The 16041-nt window shown below is 52.4% G+C and carries 17 protein-coding genes (1 of these 17 running past the window's edge); 2 read left to right on the top strand and 15 right to left on the bottom strand.

Annotation, left to right across the window (positions count from 1 at the left end; translation table 11 throughout):
* The 8 genes from mutY to purM all read right to left on the bottom strand — a co-directional run.
* Window positions 1–515 carry the beginning of an A/G-specific adenine glycosylase gene (gene mutY, locus ACGG9R_RS02390; RefSeq protein WP_390151003.1) on the bottom strand. It extends 523 nt beyond the left edge of the window, so only the first 515 of its 1038 coding nucleotides appear in the window; its start codon is at window positions 513–515; its stop codon lies beyond the left edge, outside the window.
* A 77-nt stretch (window positions 516–592) separates the two neighbouring features.
* Window positions 593–1063 (bottom strand): 8-oxo-dGTP diphosphatase, encoded by a 471-nt coding sequence (locus ACGG9R_RS02385; RefSeq protein ID WP_390151000.1) that lies wholly within the window; start codon window positions 1061–1063, stop codon window positions 593–595.
* Window positions 1064–1338: 275 nt separating this feature from the next.
* A complete protein-coding gene (locus tag ACGG9R_RS02380) occupies window positions 1339–1851 on the bottom strand; it encodes an HD domain-containing protein (RefSeq protein ID WP_022105215.1) in 513 nt (170 codons plus the stop codon).
* Window positions 1852–2201: 350 nt separating this feature from the next.
* Window positions 2202–2618 (bottom strand): OmpH family outer membrane protein, encoded by a 417-nt coding sequence (locus tag ACGG9R_RS02375; RefSeq protein WP_022105214.1) that lies wholly within the window; start codon window positions 2616–2618, stop codon window positions 2202–2204.
* Between the two features lie 615 nt (window positions 2619–3233).
* On the bottom strand, window positions 3234–4514 hold the full coding sequence (gene purD, locus ACGG9R_RS02370) for a phosphoribosylamine--glycine ligase (protein ID WP_390150996.1): 1281 nt from the start codon (window positions 4512–4514) through the stop codon (window positions 3234–3236).
* 14 nt (window positions 4515–4528) lie between these two features.
* Entirely contained in the window at window positions 4529–6070 is a 1542-nt protein-coding gene (purH, locus tag ACGG9R_RS02365; RefSeq protein ID WP_390150993.1) for a bifunctional phosphoribosylaminoimidazolecarboxamide formyltransferase/IMP cyclohydrolase, read from the bottom strand.
* Between the two features lie 52 nt (window positions 6071–6122).
* Window positions 6123–6740: a phosphoribosylglycinamide formyltransferase gene (purN, locus tag ACGG9R_RS02360; RefSeq protein WP_390150990.1), complete on the bottom strand. Its 618-nt coding sequence runs from the start codon at window positions 6738–6740 to the stop codon at window positions 6123–6125.
* Window positions 6733–7791 (bottom strand): phosphoribosylformylglycinamidine cyclo-ligase, encoded by a 1059-nt coding sequence (gene purM, locus ACGG9R_RS02355; protein ID WP_390150987.1) that lies wholly within the window; start codon window positions 7789–7791, stop codon window positions 6733–6735. Before purM ends, purN begins: the two co-directional genes overlap by 8 nt.
* 31 nt (window positions 7792–7822) lie before the next feature.
* On the opposite strand from purM, the gene ACGG9R_RS02350 reads away from it, so the two are divergent.
* On the top strand, window positions 7823–8104 hold the full coding sequence (locus ACGG9R_RS02350; RefSeq protein ID WP_390150984.1) for a hypothetical protein: 282 nt from the start codon (window positions 7823–7825) through the stop codon (window positions 8102–8104).
* A 29-nt stretch (window positions 8105–8133) separates the two neighbouring features.
* Here ACGG9R_RS02350 and purF read toward each other — a convergent pair whose 3' ends face one another.
* The 3 genes from purF to purE form a co-directional block, all read right to left on the bottom strand.
* Window positions 8134–9555 carry an amidophosphoribosyltransferase gene (purF, locus tag ACGG9R_RS02345; protein WP_390150982.1) on the bottom strand — a complete coding sequence of 474 codons (1422 nt, stop codon included), beginning with the start codon at window positions 9553–9555 and terminating at the stop codon, window positions 8134–8136.
* Window positions 9556–9613: 58 nt separating this feature from the next.
* A complete protein-coding gene (locus ACGG9R_RS02340; RefSeq protein WP_055237034.1) occupies window positions 9614–10477 on the bottom strand; it encodes a phosphoribosylaminoimidazolesuccinocarboxamide synthase in 864 nt (287 codons plus the stop codon).
* Window positions 10478–10768: 291 nt separating this feature from the next.
* Window positions 10769–11260, bottom strand: coding sequence for a 5-(carboxyamino)imidazole ribonucleotide mutase (gene purE, locus ACGG9R_RS02335; RefSeq protein WP_390150978.1), 492 nt, complete (start codon window positions 11258–11260; stop codon window positions 10769–10771).
* 120 nt (window positions 11261–11380) lie between these two features.
* Between purE and ACGG9R_RS02330 the strand changes: the two genes are divergently transcribed.
* Window positions 11381–11650 (top strand): hypothetical protein, encoded by a 270-nt coding sequence (locus tag ACGG9R_RS02330; RefSeq protein WP_390150975.1) that lies wholly within the window; start codon window positions 11381–11383, stop codon window positions 11648–11650.
* A 229-nt stretch (window positions 11651–11879) separates the two neighbouring features.
* Here the strand turns inward: ACGG9R_RS02330 and dusB are convergent, their stop codons facing one another.
* From dusB to ACGG9R_RS02310, 4 genes are all read right to left on the bottom strand, one after another.
* Window positions 11880–12878, bottom strand: coding sequence for a tRNA dihydrouridine synthase DusB (gene dusB / locus ACGG9R_RS02325; RefSeq protein ID WP_390150972.1), 999 nt, complete (start codon window positions 12876–12878; stop codon window positions 11880–11882).
* A gap of 462 nt (window positions 12879–13340) precedes the next feature.
* Window positions 13341–14684 (bottom strand): M20/M25/M40 family metallo-hydrolase, encoded by a 1344-nt coding sequence (locus ACGG9R_RS02320; RefSeq protein WP_390150969.1) that lies wholly within the window; start codon window positions 14682–14684, stop codon window positions 13341–13343.
* Window positions 14685–14742: 58 nt separating this feature from the next.
* Window positions 14743–14937 (bottom strand): hypothetical protein, encoded by a 195-nt coding sequence (locus ACGG9R_RS02315; protein ID WP_390150966.1) that lies wholly within the window; start codon window positions 14935–14937, stop codon window positions 14743–14745.
* Window positions 14938–15503: 566 nt separating this feature from the next.
* A complete protein-coding gene (locus tag ACGG9R_RS02310) occupies window positions 15504–16019 on the bottom strand; it encodes a nitroreductase family protein (protein WP_390150964.1) in 516 nt (171 codons plus the stop codon).
* Window positions 16020–16041 lie beyond the last annotated feature (22 nt).

Genomic DNA, 16041 nt, shown 5'->3' with positions numbered 1-16041 from the left:
GTCTCGCAAACGAGCTGTGTGATCCTTTTCCTTCCTGCTGTTTTTAAAATATCATCCTCGATACCATAGAGTCTGGCGTAGACGCGAAGGACATTCCCGTCGATAGCAGCTTCTTTTTTTCCAAAAGCCATGGAGAGGATGGCACCGGCGGTGTAGTCGCCGATCCCGGGAAGGGCTCTGATCTCTTCCTTTCCTTGCGGCATGGCGCTTCCGTAGTTTTCTTTCATGAGCAGAGCCGCTTTGTGCAGATTTCTGGCGCGGCTGTAGTAGCCGAGGCCCTGCCACTGATGAAGTACATCTGCCTCGTCCGCCTCTGCCAGGGCTTCGATGGTAGGAAATCTCTCCATCCAGCTCATGAAATAGGGCTTTACGGCTTCTGTCCGCGTCTGCTGGAGCATGATCTCGGACACCCAGACATGATAGGGGTCTCTGGGCTTTGTCTCCCGCCAGGGAAGCTCTCGTTTGTTTTGATCAAACCAGGCCAACAGGATACCCGGCCATTCGGTATATGTCAATGTTTTCTCCTTCCTGATCCATTCCTCGCGTCGCATCGTATAAAAACAGCGCAGAAATCATCATTTCTGCGCACTGTTTATTTCATTTCTTCAAATTCGTAATCATAAACGGTATCCCCGTCCTCCGCAAAGTAGACAGTCCCGCGGATCCTCTTGCCGGAGAGGATCATCGGCAGCCAGATGCGGTCGGCCATCCACATGTCTTCGTAGGGAAAATCTTTCGGATGAAACCATCTAGGGTCCATTTCATCCGAAAGGTGCGGCGTCCCGCTCCAGTCCTGCGCGAGGTAGATGATCCCTGCGTGCGACCAGGTGGTATCGGATGGCTGGTGGAAATAGAGATCCCCCACCATCGTAAGTCGTTCCGGTCTTACCGTGAGGCCGCACTCTTCGAAGAGCTCGCGGGCGGCGCACTCTCGCATGGTCTCGCCGGCTTCTATCTTGCCGCCGAAGCCATTCCATTTGCCGTAACCCATGCCGCGGCGTTTCCGCCCCAGAAGGATGCGACCGTCAGGGGCGACGGGAAAAACCAATGATGTATCTCGCATAAGATGACCTCGTAAAAAATAGGGTTCAAGGATTGGCTTAAATGAGAAATTAGAAATGGTGGTGCGGCTTCGCCGCGATTATATATGGGGCGATGCCCGAAGGTTTCTTGGGAAACAGGTTTCCCGTTTGAGCGTTTCTGCCATGATTCTTTTGACCGCGAATGACAAAGATTTCTCGCTTCGCTCGAAATGACAATACGAGAAAGTCTGAGACCTCCTGGTCTCTTAGTCTCTCGAGGCTCCTAATCCCTAGTCACTAGCCACTAGCCCACCAGCTATTTCTTCACCGGATCATAGGTCTCGAAGTACAGCTCGCGGAAGAGACGCTTGCCTGTCTCGGTCTTGTATAAGCGGTGATAGAGGGCTTTATTCTGCTCATCGGAGGCACCGTCTTCGAATTGGTTCACCAGCATGTCAGCCTCAGCCAGGATCTGAGCATCGGGACCATCAATGGAGCCATAGGAGTGGTGATGGGCAATGAGCCAGAGGATGCGGTCGATTTCTGCCTGCGTGAAGTGCAGACGCTTCAGCATCGGAAGTGCCTCTTTCGGGCCAAGCTCTTGCTGGATCATGCCGTCATTTCGTCCATACTTGATCTCTCCCTGATGGATGCCAATGTCATGGACATATGCCGCAGCTTCAAGAATGAACTGGGTCTCTGCATCCAATCCTTCTTCCAGACCGATCTGCTTGGCAAAGGCATGGACTTTCAGAAAGTGGTGAATCCGTTTCGCATCGCCACGATCATAATGGATCATGGCTTCGCAGAGTGTCATGAGTTTATCCATAGTGTATGATTCCTTTCTAAAAATATTTGATAGGTTCAGGGTTTGCCGTGAGGCGGCTCGTCCACTGATTGTGGATGAAAGCTCTACTCTCTAGGGAAACACTGATTCAATCGTTGTCCAACTTGGCTCTGCGATTGAATCAGCGTTTCCCTAGTAAGGGTGAGGAGTGTTGGTTCTGTGTATTTCTGCTTTCACACATACGTCGTTTATCGGACGGCAAGAAAGATTTCTCGCTTCGCTCGAAATGACAATACGAGGATCTGAGGTCTCCTAGTCTACTAGTCACTTATTCCTACAAAAAAACTGCGAATCGAAAAGTAGCTCCTCCGATCCGCAGTTTTCTATTTCAGTTATTTTGCGAGTTTAGCTGTGACATCTTTGGTGATATCTACACCGCCGTCAACGACTGCACCCTGTTCCAAAACGATGTCGAGGCCTTTTTCCTGACGAACCTGCTGGATGGCTTTTCTGACATCATTGAAGATCGGCTGCATGGTGGAGCTTTCTTTCTGGTTCATTTCTTTCTGGATCTCGGTCATGATCTGCTGTTTTTCCTGATCAGACTTGCCCTGACTGCGCTTTTCGAAGTTTTCCTGTGCTTTCTGGACAGCCTGTCTCATATCGAGCTGTGCTTTCTGCATCTTCGGATGGGACTGCAGAGCTGCATTGGTGTCTACATAGCCGATGCCGGCAGCGGAAGTGGAAAAGAAAGCGCCAAATGCGATCATACCAGCAGCGACAGCTGCTACTGTTTTGTTCATTTTCATAATTTATCCTCCTAACAACACTCCCCCAATAGAGAGCTTTGAGTATGTCTTAATTCTAAGCTAATGGTAGCCCTGTGTCAATGGGGAAAATGCAGTGAATGTGTGGCAGGGGATCCGGCGTATCCAGCAAGCGGTGACTGATGATCAGCCGCTGGGGATCAGGAGCATTCCGTACCTTGTGACGGAAGGAAATGTCGTATGTGAAAGGTCGCTTGGCGGAAAGGCAGGACTTCTCCCAAGGATCCCCCGGTAAAGTCTTTGCACCGGTGAGGCCTCTTTTCTGACATCCATACGCCCTTCATGCAGCCCCAGCCCAATAAAAAGGGGCTGTGAAATAACGATCATCTCATTTTCGCGTTCAATCTGCCGATGGGACTTGCAGCTCTCATAAGAGTGACCGGGAAATCTTATCCCAGCTGTCTTTCATGCCATAGTCACCCTATCCGCCCCTGCGGGGCACCTTCCCCTAGAGGGGAAGGCTGCGATACGCGAATACCATCTTCTAAAAAAAGGCGGCGAAGCCGCCACGAGAGCCCTGAACCCTGAACCAAATGAAAGCAAAATAAAAAGGGGCTGTGAAGAAATGAGGATTCATTTCTTCACAACCCCTTTCATTTATTTCTTCGCTTCCAGATGCAGAAGGCCTTTGTCTGCGATATCATGACGATACTGCATACCGCGCCAGGAGATACGGCTGACGCCTTCATAGGCTTTCGCCTTCGCTTCGGCGAGGGTATCCGCAAGAGCAACGACGTTCAGCACGCGGCCGCCATTGACGACGTACTGGCCGTTCTTCTTGACGGTACCTGCATGGAACACAAGGCAGCCTGCCTTTTTTGCGTCTTCAATGCCGGAGATGACTTCGCCGGAGGAATGAGAAGCCGGGTATCCTTCGGATGCGAGCACGACATCGACGGCGCAGGCTTTCTTCCAGACGACAGCATCGTCGGAGAGCGTACCATGGACGCAGTCGAGCATGACGCGAGCGAGATCGCCGTCAAAGAGCGGGAGGACAGCTTCTGTTTCCGGATCCCCGAAGCGGCAGTTGAATTCTACCACCTTCGGCCCTTCGCTGGTGATCATGAGACCGGCATAGAGGCAGCCTTTGAAAGGGTAGCCTTCCTTCTTCATGGCCGCTACGATCGGACGGAGGATGCGGACATTAACTTCTTCGCACATCTCTTTGGTCATGACCGGTGCGGGAGCATAGGCACCCATGCCGCCTGTATTCGGTCCTTTATCGAAATCAAAGATGCGCTTGTGATCCTGCGCGGAAATCATGGGGACGACGTTCGTCCCATCGCAGAAGCAGAGCATGCTGGCTTCTTCGCCTTCCATGAATTCTTCGATGACGACCGATCTGCCGGCGCCGCTGAAGGTATGCCCTTCGAGCATATCCTTCACGGTGTCGATGGCTTCTTCTTCGCTCTGCGCGATGATGACGCCCTTGCCAGAGGCCAGACCGTCAGCCTTGATGACGATCGGATAGGTATCATTGGCTTTGAGGTAAGCGATGGCTTTTTCTTCATCATCGAATGTCTCATATGCAGCTGTCGGGATGCCATATTTCTTCATGAGAGCTTTGGCGAATCCTTTGGATCCTTCGATGCGGGCCGCCGCCTTGGACGGACCAAAGAAGGCCATGCCTCTCTTTTCAAATTCATCCGCAAGGCCCTCGGTCAGGACGGTCTCCGGACCAGCGACGGTGAGGTCGACCTGCATGAGGCGGGCAAAGTCGATGATATCATCATTTCCTTTGATAGGAATGAGTGATGCGACATCGCTCATTCCATCATTGCCCGGGACGACATAGACGTCAGTCACCGATGGACTCTGCGATAATTTCCAGAGCAGCGCGTGTTCTCTGCCGCCGCTCCCAATCACTAAAACTTTCATACGATCTTCCTCTCTCAGCTATGGCGGAAATGACGATGTCCGGTGAATACCATCGCAATGCCATATTTATTTGCCATGTCAATGGACTCCTGATCTCTGATGGATCCGCCCGGCTGGATGACAGCCGTGATGCCTGCCTTTCCTGCGGCTTCAATGGTGTCGCCAAAGGGGAAGAATGCATCGGAGCTCATGACGGAGCCCTTCGCTTTTTCGCCTGCTTCTGCAATCGCGATGTCAGCAGAGCCGACGCGGTTCATCTGGCCGGCACCGACGCCCAGGGTGGTGTCCTGATTTGTGAGGACGATCGCATTCGACTTCACGTGCTTGACGATGACCCAGGCAAATTCCAATGCTTTCCATTCTTCTTCCGTCGGCGCTCTGTCAGTGACGACCTTGCAGTCCGCACGGGTCTCTGTGCTGTTGTCCGGTGTCTGGATCAGGAGGCCGCCGGATACCTTGTGCAGCTGCAGCTCTTCATGCGTAAGGGACGGTACTTCGATCAGGCGGATATTCTTCTTCGTTTCCAGCACTTCCAAGGCTTCCTTGGAGAATTTCGGCGCCATGACGACTTCGAAGAAAATCGGTTTCATTTCTTCTGCCGTTGCCTTGTCGCATTCGCGATTCATCGCGACGATACCGCCGAAAGCAGACTTGCTGTCAGCCGCGAAGGCTTTCTTGAATGCATCGAGTGCATTCTCACCGAGTGCGCAGCCACATGGGTTTGTGTGCTTGATGATGGCGCAGGCCGGCTGGTCTTTCCATTCACTGGCCAGATCCCAGGCCGCTTCCATATCGACGATGTTGTTGTAAGAGAGTTCTTTGCCGTGAAGCTGTTTCGCATCCGCGATGCCGCCCTTCACTTCCGGATCTTTGTAGAAAGCGGCTTTCTGGTGCGGGTTTTCGCCGTAACGCAGGTCCTGTACTTTCACATACGCTTTGCTGTAGATGTCCGGCAGGGTATCTTTGCTGCCATTGACTTCCTTCGTCATATAGTCAGCGATCGCGCAGTCATAGAGTCCGGTATGCAGGAAGGCTTTTCTGGAGAGATCCAGACGGAATTCTTCGGTGAGCGTATCTGACTTGATGCGTTCCAGAATGTCGCTGTACTGGGACGGATCGACAACGATGGTGACGTATTTGTAATTCTTTGCTGCCGCGCGAACCATGGATGGGCCGCCGATATCGATATTCTCGATCGCTTCAGCGCGGGTCACATCCGGCTTGGCGATGGTTTCACGGAAGGGGTACAGGTTGACAGCGACAAGATCGATGCCGGTGATCCCATGCTCCTTCATCGCTTTTACATGGTCCGGGTTATCACGGATGGCAAGGATGCCGCCATGGATCATAGGATGCAGTGTCTTCACGCGTCCGTCCATCATTTCCGGAAAACCGGTCACTTCAGAAACGGACTTGACCGGAATGCCGGCATCCGCGATGGCTTTCATCGTGCCGCCGGTGGAAATGATCTCCACGCCCAGTTCATGAAGGCCTTTTGCAAATTCTACAACACCGGTCTTATCCGATACGCTGATCAGTGCTCTTTTAATTGCCATTGATATTCCTCCTTTTATTTATGGGTTCAGGGTTCAGGGTTCTAGCCACTAGTCACTTTTCCCTATGCATCCCCGTCACATGATGTCCTTCTACATGGAGTTCATCACGGCAGTAAGCTGCTACGGTACGAACGTAGGCGGGGTGCTCCTGCTCAAGGATGCGATCTGCAAGTGTGTCTTCGGTGTCATCGTCGTAGACAGGCACAGCGACCTGCGTGATGATCGGGCCGTCGTCAAGACCGGTGCCCACGAAGTGGACTGTGCAGCCTGCGACTTTTACACCCGCTTCGATCGCCTGACGCTGGGCATGAAGTCCACGGAAGCTCGGGAGAAGCGCCGGATGGATATTGATGATGCGGTTCGGGAATGCATTCACAAGCTCTTCCCCACAGATACGCATATATCCCGCAAGGCAGATGAGGTCCGGCGCATAGGACTTGGCAGCAGACAGAATGGCTGCATTGAAGTCCGCTTTGGCAGCGAAGTCTTTGCGTTCAAGAACCGTCGCAGGTACATTCCAGCGCTTGGCACGTTCAAGGACCTGGGCATCGGCATGGTCGCAGATCACGCCGATCACAGTGCCGTCAATGGTACCATTGACCGTCGCTTCATGGATGGCTTCCGCATTCGATCCCCGGCCGGAAGCGAAAATCAAAATTTTCTTACTCATGGAAAAGACCACCTGTCACTATGACATCCTGCTCGCCTTTCGTGATCTCGCCGACTTCGTAGACCGGTTCTTCGATGGCTGCAAGAATTTCCTTCGCCTTTTCGGCTTCTTCACGGCTCATGATGAGGAGCATGCCAAGGCCGCAGTTGTAGGTGCGGTACATTTCATGCGCTTCGACGCCGCCTTCACGCTGCAGGAACGGGAAGATCGGAAGCATCGGCCATTTGTCCGCATCGAGGACCGCGCGGGTGCCTTTCGGAAGTACACGCGGGATATTGTCATAGAATCCGCCGCCCGTGATGTGTACCATGCCATTTACTTTCGCGCCTTTCAGCACCGGAAGTACAGGTCTCGGATAGAGACGGGTCGGAGTAAGGAGGACTTCGCCAAGCGGCTTGTCGAAGCCTTCATAGGTTTCTTTGAGCGAGAGGCCATTGTCTTTGATGATGCGGCGCACCAGAGAGTAGCCATTCGAATGAACGCCCGTGGATGGCAGGCCGAGGATGACGTCTCCTTCCCGGATGTCTTCGCCGGTGATGATGTCTTTGCGATCCACGATGCCGACAGCAAAGCCTGCGACATCATAGTCACCCTTAGCGTAGAAGCCAGCCATTTCTGCGGTCTCACCGCCAAGCAGCGCGCAGCCGGACTCGATGCAGGCATCTGCGACGCCCTTTACGATCTCTGCCATCAGTTCTGGTTCCAGTTTGCCGGTCGCAATGTAGTCGAGGAAAAAGAGCGGACGTGCGCCCTGTACCAAGACATCATTGACACTCATAGCAACACAGTCCTGCCCGATGGTATCATGGATGCCCATCTCAATGGCAAGGCGCAGCTTCGTGCCGACCCCATCCGTGCCGGAGACAAGGATCGGGTCATCGGAGAGCTCTTCTTTCAGGCGAAAAAGTCCGCCGAATCCGCCAAGATCCCCCATGACGCCGCGGGTATAGGTTGCCTGTACGGATCTCTTGATCAGCTCTACTTCTCTTTCTCCTGCATCGATATCGACGCCGGCTTCTGCATAGGTCAGGCCTTTCTTCTTTTCAGCCATAGTTCCTCCGTGTATAAATGTATAAATAAAGATGTTAGAAATGGGTTCAGCAGGTTCTATAGGTTCTGAGGGTTCAATGGAAATGGTGCGGCGCATAAATCATAAAGCGCCGCATTATTATATGAGGCAATGCCCGCAGCTGACATGCAATACCGAGGCATCGATTGAAATGCCTGCTCATCTCTCCATTTTGCCAGCAGCACAAAGATTCGAGGGCTTCGCTCGGAATGACGATACGAGAAAAACGATACATGCGCTTAGCATGCTGGCCGCTTCGTGGCACCTTGTCCTGCGCCACAAGCAGGAAACCTAATCCCTAATCCCTAGCCACTAATTTATCAGCTATTCCTCATCATCCATGCTTCCGAGGCCGTTGTGCGGAACATGTTCCGGATAGATGCCATCGAAGCAGGCGAAGCACATATCTTCCTTCTTGATGCAGGAGATCGACTCTGCAAGCCCTTCCAGGGAAAGGTAGTGCAGGGCATCTGCGCCGATCATGGAGCAGATCTCTTCGGTCGAATACTTCGCTGCGATAAGCTGCTTTCTTTCCGCGGTATCGATGCCGAAGAAGCAGGGATACTTGACTGGCGGCGAGCTGATACAGAGCTTGATCTCCTTGGCGCCTGCGTTCCTCAGAAGGTTAATGATGATGCCGCTCGTCGTCCCGCGGACGATGGAGTCATCGATCAATACGATGCGTTTCCCTTCGACATTCATGCGGATCGGGTTCAGCTTCATGCGGACAGCGCGTTCACGCTTTTTCTGCCCCGGCTGGATGAAGGTACGGCCCATGTACTTATTCTTGAGCAGCCCTTCTACGAAGGGGATGCCGGAAGCAGCCGCATAGCCAAGAGCAGCGACATTGCCGGAGTCCGGGACGCTCATGACGACGTCTCCGTCGAAACGGCATTCTTCCCAGAGCTTCCTGCCCATATTGAGGCGAGCCTGATAAATGTCCTGTCCATTCATGATGGAGTCCGGGCGGGCAAAATAGATGTATTCAAAAGAGCAGATGCCATGCTTATGAGCATCGACCGGGCAGTACATGGTGGAACGGACGCCATTGTCATCGATGGAAACGATTTCACCCGGAAGGATGTCACGGACGAATTTGGCATCGATGGCATCCAGCGCCGGCGTCTCCGAAGCCAGGACCCAGCCCGTTTCGGTCTTGCCGAGGACGAGCGGGCGATAGCCGAAGGGATCGCGGCAGCCATAGAGCGCCTTATTCGTGCAGGCGACGATCGCATATGCGCCGTGGATCTCATCCATCAGTTCTTTGAATTTTTCTTCTTCGGTCGGACGGCGGCTTCTTGCCAACAGTTTAATGATGACTTCCGTATCCATCGAAGTCGAGAAGGTAGAACCTTTCAAAAGGAGGCGGCGGCGAAGATTCAGTGTATTCACCAGATTGCCGTTATGCGCGAGTGCCATGGGGCCATCGATGCTGTCTGCCTGCAGCGGCTGGACATTCGCCGGGATGGAAGAGCCGGTCGTGGAATAGCGCACATGGCCGATGCCGATGTGACCTTCCTTTTCCGGCAGGTTGCGGAATACTTCCGTTACAAGTCCCATGCCGCGGAAGGTCTCCATTTCCTTGCCGTCAGTGACGGTGATACCGGCGCTTTCCTGCCCGCGGTGCTGCAGGGCAAAGATACCATAGTACACTTCATGCACCGCCGACAGATTATGGTCGAAAATGCCGAAGACGCCGCACTCTTCATGGGGTTTGTCATCATAAATTTCTGTACTTTTGTACATTCGGGAATTCTCCTATACATATAAATGGTGACTGGTCACCAGCTTCTAGTCCCCAATCTTAAAATTTTTCGCCAGTCAAAAGTTCATAGGCTTCTTTATAGATGCCGATGGTCTTATCGATGATCTCCTGCGGTACGGTATCTCCCGGATGAGCCTTCAGATAGTCTCTTACAAACTGCTTGTCATAGGAAGGCTGTCCATGGCCTGCTTCATAGCCCTTTGCCGGCCAGAAGCGGGAGTTATCAGGTGTCAGCATTTCATCACCGAGGACGATGTTTCCATTTTCATCGAGGCCGAATTCAAATTTCGTATCCGCAATGATGATGCCTCTTTCCAGTGCATAGTCCGCGCACTTGTTGTAAAGAGCCAAGGTCAGTTCAGACAGCTTTTCCATGTATTCCTTGCCTTTGCCCGGGAAGAAACGGTTGACCCATTCTTCGCCTTCTTCCATGGAAATGTTCTGGTCATGTTCACCCGCCGGTGCTTTGGTGGAGGGGGTGAAGATCGGCTGCGGGAGCTTCTGACATTCCTTCAGGCCTTCCGGCAGCTGGATGCCGCAGACTTTGCCGTCCTTCTGATAGCCTTCCCAGCCCGATCCGGTGATGTAGCCGCGGACGATGCATTCGACCGGGATCATGTCGAGCTTCTGTGTCTTCATGGAGCGGCCTTCAAATTCCGCAGTCTGGAAGAATTCCGGCATATCTTTGGTGTCGATGGAGATCATATGGTTCGGCACGATGTCTTTCGTGAGATCGAACCAGAACTTGGACATGCGGTTCAGCACACAGCCTTTTTCCGGGATCGGGCATTTCAGGATGTTGTCAAAAGCAGAAATGCGGTCTGTGCAGACCATAACGAGGCTGTCGCCCAGATCATACAGTTCACGAACTTTGCCGGATTTGAATGGTTTGTATTCTTTCATTGGTATTCTCCTTTTGAACTTCGTATCGTTTATTCAATCATAGTAAGATAGTGACTAGGGACTAGGGATTAGGAACCGGGGACTAGAGACTAAAAGATCGTAAGGCTGGAAGACGTCTGACGTCTAATGTCTAATGTCTCAGGCAGGCATCGCCCCATATATATTCGCGGCGCTTCTATCTTTTTATGCGCCGCACCGCCATTTCGCATTTCTCATTTCTAATTCCTCATTCAATCAAGGCTTTCATCCGCCTTCAAAGGACGACCCGTCCCTCGGGCTAACCCTGACTCCTTATCTTCCTAATTCCTTCTGCAGTTTTGCGTCTTTTTCAAAAATTTCTTTGGCTGCCTTTTCACGATAGGCTTTGTATTTCTGGAAAAGATCCGGATCTGATACCGCACCGATCTCTACAGCGAGGAAGGCTGCATTCTTGGTGCCATCGATCGCCACTGTAGCGACCGGGATCCCGGAAGGCATCTGCACGATAGAGAAAAGCGCATCCATACCGTCGAGCTTTGCGCCAGAAAGCGGTACGCCGATGACCGGCTTCAGTGTCAGGCTGGCTACGACACCCGGCAGAGCAGCTGCCATACCAGCGCCTGCGATGAAGGTGCCGACGCCCTTTTCTTCTTCTGCGGCTACAAAGTCTGCGAGCTTTTTCGGCGTGCGGTGAGCCGATGCGATCGTCACGTCATAAGTGACCCCAAAGTCGTCAAGAATGGAAAATGCCTTCTTCATGACCGGCAGATCGGAATCACTCCCCATAACAATCCCTACATGCATGATGATTTCCTCCCTCTTATGGCATGCGCCATAAAACAAAAATACTCCTCTGCAAATCAGCTGCGCATCAGACGCACAGCCCCTCTACAAAGGAGTTTTCTATAAGATACTCTTATAAGGATGGCATGGCAAAGACACAAGGGCGCACGCATGCCTGCCATGTGGCACTTGTTTCCGCAAAGCCAGCTGCTGTACGACATCTTTGCTCCCTCCTGCATGATAGAAAAAGCCTGCGCCCTTCTACTGCACAAGCCAGCTATCCATGCCCCTCTCAACCATGAAATATCCTTAATCATTCTAATATTTCTATTTTCTCTTGTCAATGATATCGAGCGCTTCTGCGACCTCTTACGTATAGAAATCGCAAAATATAATGGGAGAGTAAAGTGAATTTCAGAAACTCTCATCCAGCATTATTCTTACTCACATGGTTGACTCGTAGGGCATACTCTCCTTCAATGGTGAATGAAAGCTCTGCTCTAATGAGAAATGAGGAATGGAAATCAGGACTGAAGGTGGCGGCTTCGCCGCGAATATATGAGGCGATGCCCGAATGCAGTATTCAAGTCACAAGTCACTAGCGGCTCCTAATCCCTAATCCCTAGTCACCAGTCACTAGCTACCAGTCACTAGTCACTCGGAGCCCCTTCTCCGCTTCATACCGATCGAGCGTGTCATTGTATTCCTTTTCCGTCAATGCCTTCATGATCTCACGGCGAAGCGCCGTCGCCTGTGGCAGGCCGTTGAAATAGCGGCTCGCATGCGCGCGCATCTCGCGGACCGCCGCATACTCTCCTTTCTCAAGGACAAGACCGTGGAGATGCTCCCGGGACATAGCAAGACGCATTTCCCAAGAGGGCGGATCCATGATCTCTCCCGTCTCCAGATACGTATCGACGGCTTTGAAGATCCACGGATTTCCCCACGCCGCGCGGCCGATCGCGACCGCGGCGCAGCCTGTCTCCTCCATAAGGCGCTTCGCTGACGGTCCATCCACCACGTCGCCGTTGCCGATGACGGGAATGTGTACGGCAGACACCACCTTCGCGATCATCGCCCAGTCAGCCTCTCCCTGATAGAAGTCCTCCCGCGTCCTGCCATGCACGGTGATCGCTTGAGCGCCGGCCTCTTCGACCGCGCGTGCAAGCTCTATGCAGTTCTCCGTGTCCCGCGACCACCCGAGACGCATTTTCACGGTGACCGGCACATGGACGGCCTCTGTCATCGCCTTCACAATAGACTGGGCCAGAGGGATATTCTTCATCAGTGCAGAACCATCGCCATTCTTGACCACCTTCTGCATGGGACAACCCATATTGATATCGATGATGTCCGGCCCCGCCTTTTCCATTTCCTTCGCACCGAGCGCCATGATCTCCGGATCGCTTCCGAAGAGCTGCAGCGCGACCGGGTGCTCGCCGGGATCGATCTTCAGCATATCCTCGGTCTTTTCATTTTTATAATACAGGCCCTTGGCACTGACCATTTCCGCCGTCGTCAGTGCAGCTCCCATACGATGGGCAATGACGCGATACGCCAGATCGCTCACGCCCGCCATCGGGGCGAGCAGCGCCCAGCCGTCCAGCCGGACGGCTCCGATACTTGGTTTCTTATACATGTAGTTGTTTCTCCGAATAATTGTTGGTTGATAGTTGTTTGGAAATATGGATAGGATTAGCCCATGGGGCGTGCCATCCCTTGACTGCGTTTGAAAGCCTCGCTTGAATGAGAAATGGTGGGGCGGCGCATAAAAATACAGAAGCGCCGCAGCGTATAAATAGGGCGATGCCCGTAGAATTCTTGATCGCAGGCTTCCCGTTTGCGGTTTCCAGACATCGACTGTGTGACCGCGAATGACAAAGATTTATCGCTTGCGCTCGAAATGACGATACGGGAGGCTGACATCTCCCTATCACTAGTCACTAGTCACTCCTAATCCCTAGCTACTAGCTACTCATCCCTGCTTTCACACATCCATCGTTTATCAGTCTGCAAAGAAGATTTCTCGACTTCGCTCGAAATGACGATACGAGGATACCATTCGCACAACTTTCCAGATTCCCTAATCCCTAGCTACCAGTCACTTCTCACTATACTTTTTCAAAAATGCCTTGAAGAACTGAACCGGCACTCCGAGATGGTCAGTCGGCATGCGTTCATCGACCTGATGCGCTTCGCCCCACTGCTCCGTTTTTAGGCGGCCGCTGAAACGGAAGACATTATCCGATACCTTCGCGTAATTTCGAGAATCAGATGCCCCCAGCATGAGATTCGGCACGATGAGGGTTTCCTTGCCGAAGATATCATAGATGGTCTCGCTCATCAGATGGTATGCTTCACTTTCGACACTGCCGGCCGGCTTCGGATCCTCTGCGAAAGTCGCTTTCACCTGTACATCACAGGGCATGATGGACTCCAGATAGTGCTTGACCGATTCCACCGTATCTCCCTGCAGGATGCGCACGCTCATCGTAGCTTCCGCATGAGAGGGCAAAACATTCGCCTGTGCGCTCGCTTCTGCCATGGTCACAGCGAAAGTCGTGTGGAGCTTCGCATCCAGCTCCCGGTCGTGCTTCGCCAGCTTCACGATATCATCCCAGTGCTTCTTGGGATGCGCGTAGAGCTTTGCGACTTTCTTATCTGCGACAGATTCCGCCAGCGCTTTCAGGTGCGCTTTCACCAGCGGGGTCAGGCGATAGGGCATCGGGTGGGCTTCCACGGCGGCTATCGCGCGAGCGACATCCCCCAGCACGGTCCCTTTCCCCGGTTTGCTGGCATGACCGCCTGCTCCCTCCTTATAGAGGACATATTCATTCGGTGCTTTTTCTGCCAGCCCCACCAGCGCTACGGGACGTTCATTTCCATGATATCCGACAGCTTCCACATGCCCGCCTTCATCGAAAATACAGTACGCCTTGACACCGTGGTCTTCGAGATACTTCGCCGCAAGTACAGAGCCCTTCTTGTCATCGGTGCACTGCACCTCTTCATCATGGCCAAAAGACAGATAGATATCGAAATCAGGATCAAAGCCTTCTTCCAAAAGCTCTGTGATCGCATCCATTTCCGATGTCAGGACCGACTTGCAGTCCTCAGTGCCGCGTCCATAAAGGCATCCATCAGCGATCTCGCCGGCAAAGGGCGGATGACTCCACTGCTCTTCATGCGGCGCAGGCACTACATCCTGATGCGCCATGAAGATGATCGGCTGCTTTTCCGCATGCGATGACTTCCAGTGGAAAAGCAGGCTTGCCTTCCCGATCGTCGTGACTTCGAGCTTTTCAAAAATCAAAGGATAGGCTTCCTGCAAAAACCGGTGCAGCCTGTCAAACTCGCTCCAGTCCGTACTGGCATCATTGACCGAGGAAACGGTCGGGATCTGGACGATGCCCTGCAAGTGGGCGATGTATTCTGTATGTTCCATATGTACCTCCGAAAAAAACAAGAGGGGCATTCCTGCCCCTCCTTATTTTATTACATTATTATAGGGAATGATAGTAGAAAAATAGGTCTCTGTGATACCACGTTTCGAAAATCTTCTTCCGTGTGCCATCCTTGGAGAGTTTTTCGAAAGCCGCTTCGATCTCATCAGCCAGCTTCTGTTCATTCTTGTTCATGATGATAACAGTCTCATTGACTTTGAATGGAAAGAGCTGCAGCAGCAGCGATGGCAGCAAATTTCAGAGATGTTTTCATGATGTATTCCTCCCTGAGTACATGATATACGAAAGACTTGATTACGGCTGGCCCTCTGACTCCTGACAGCCATCATGACTTCTTATAAAACTGATGAAAGGCAGGAGACGAAATGCCGATGAAGAGAAGGCAGCCTGCCAGACCCCATTTCAATTCATCGAGTTCTCTTGCGATCAGCTTGCCCATTCTTCCTCATCCTTTCTTTGCCAAACAAAAAGCTCTCGTCCCATAAGGGACGAGAGCCATAGCTTCGTGTTTCCACCCAATTTCATATACCTGTCACCAAGTATACCTTAAAAGGTTCTAACAAACCCTGACCCTGTATCGGGAGTTCCCGGGAAGACCTACTATCGCTTCAGCCTGCCAAACTCAGAAATGCACTTCAGCATCTTATCCATGCCCGCTCTCACTCTCCGGACTCGCTTTGCTGTCATCAGACTGCTTACTCTTTCCTTCATCGTTTCGTTGTGTATACTTTATCATCATTTAGAAGCGGTGTCAAGGGATTTTTTATTTTTTGGTGGCCTTTAGCATATGCGGCAGAAGGTTAGCGATAGATGACCTCAAATTCGCGATCCCCTTTTCGCTCCATTTTTGCCGCGCGGCTGTGACCGACTGCGACAGCAAGAAGCGGATAGGTGCCTTCCGGAAGGCCGAGAGCCTTCACATAGTCTGCGTCGTGACCCAGATGACGGATGAAGCCGTAGAGGACGACAGAGCCGAGGCCGAGGTCGGAAGCTTTCAGGTGGATATGCTCAGCGATGATGCCGGCATCGAATTCCTTCAGGTAATCAAAGGCCTCCTTCGTCTCGCAGATGAAAATGAGCGCCGGCGCCTCAAAGAACATATGCGGCTTGCCGAGCTTTTCTTCCGCTTCCTTGTCGATGGCAGAAAGCAACGCTCTGTCCGTCACGACGCAGAGGGTATAGCCCGCATCATTGTGCTTTCCGACAGAAGAAGCGAGCGCCGCTTTCACCAGCGCGGCAAGGTCTTCCTTCGAGACCGGCTCATCCGTGTAGGAACGGATGGATTTACGAAGTGCAAGTACCTGATCAAATTCCATGATAATCTCCTTTTTGAAAATG

The organism is Dialister sp. i34-0019-2H8, assembly GCF_042846925.1.
Taxonomy (GTDB): domain Bacteria; phylum Bacillota; class Negativicutes; order Veillonellales; family Dialisteraceae; genus Dialister.
The sequence above is the reverse complement of the archived record's forward strand: the minus strand, read 5'-3'. Positions and strand labels throughout refer to the sequence as shown.

Coding starts and splice junctions, on each gene's coding strand:
- ACGG9R_RS02385 (WP_390151000.1), bottom strand. CDS start 1,063: ATGCGAGATACATCATTGGTTTTTCCCGTCGCCCCTGACGGTCGCATC.
- ACGG9R_RS02380 (WP_022105215.1), bottom strand. CDS start 1,851: ATGGATAAACTCATGACACTCTGCGAAGCCATGATCCATTATGATCGT.
- ACGG9R_RS02375 (WP_022105214.1), bottom strand. CDS start 2,618: ATGAAAATGAACAAAACAGTAGCAGCTGTCGCTGCTGGTATGATCGCA.
- purD (WP_390150996.1), bottom strand. CDS start 4,514: ATGAAAGTTTTAGTGATTGGGAGCGGCGGCAGAGAACACGCGCTGCTC.
- purH (WP_390150993.1), bottom strand. CDS start 6,070: ATGGCAATTAAAAGAGCACTGATCAGCGTATCGGATAAGACCGGTGTT.
- purN (WP_390150990.1), bottom strand. CDS start 6,740: ATGAGTAAGAAAATTTTGATTTTCGCTTCCGGCCGGGGATCGAATGCG.
- purM (WP_390150987.1), bottom strand. CDS start 7,791: ATGGCTGAAAAGAAGAAAGGCCTGACCTATGCAGAAGCCGGCGTCGAT.
- ACGG9R_RS02350 (WP_390150984.1), top strand. CDS start 7,823: ATGTTAGAAATGGGTTCAGCAGGTTCTATAGGTTCTGAGGGTTCAATG.
- purF (WP_390150982.1), bottom strand. CDS start 9,555: ATGTACAAAAGTACAGAAATTTATGATGACAAACCCCATGAAGAGTGC.
- ACGG9R_RS02340 (WP_055237034.1), bottom strand. CDS start 10,477: ATGAAAGAATACAAACCATTCAAATCCGGCAAAGTTCGTGAACTGTAT.
- purE (WP_390150978.1), bottom strand. CDS start 11,260: ATGCATGTAGGGATTGTTATGGGGAGTGATTCCGATCTGCCGGTCATG.
- ACGG9R_RS02330 (WP_390150975.1), top strand. CDS start 11,381: ATGGCATGGCAAAGACACAAGGGCGCACGCATGCCTGCCATGTGGCAC.
- dusB (WP_390150972.1), bottom strand. CDS start 12,878: ATGTATAAGAAACCAAGTATCGGAGCCGTCCGGCTGGACGGCTGGGCG.
- ACGG9R_RS02320 (WP_390150969.1), bottom strand. CDS start 14,684: ATGGAACATACAGAATACATCGCCCACTTGCAGGGCATCGTCCAGATC.
- ACGG9R_RS02310 (WP_390150964.1), bottom strand. CDS start 16,019: ATGGAATTTGATCAGGTACTTGCACTTCGTAAATCCATCCGTTCCTAC.